This is a genomic window from Bacillus sp. JJ722 (assembly GCF_036963345.1).
Lineage (GTDB): Bacteria > Bacillota > Bacilli > Bacillales > DSM-1321 > Bacillus_AD.
Map to the genome: position 1 here is coordinate 1 of NZ_JBALMO010000430.1, position 394 is coordinate 394.

Sequence of the window (394 nt, forward strand, 5' to 3'; positions counted from 1 at the left end):
GCTAACAATTATCTTGGAAAATTGATGGATGGGGAAATAATACATTGTGAATTTGTTGGTTTAAATGAAAAAGGCTATTTAATTGTTTATTCAAAAGAAAAGGATAAATATTACACATTTTATCATAGTGATTTGATCGAAATTAATTTTTAAATAGTTTATTTTTTTTTATATTTTTCACTTTAAATATAGAAAACACATTTCGTGCTTTAGCGTATTAAATATCATTTCTTATTTAAATGGAGGTTTTAAGGGTGAAAAAGAATATAATTGTGTATTCTCAAGAAATTGTATTCATTGCATTCGGCTAAAAAACTGGTTAACAAAGAATCAGATTGAATTTATCGATAAAAATATCAATCAAGATGGAATTTATGAAGAATATGAAACCTAT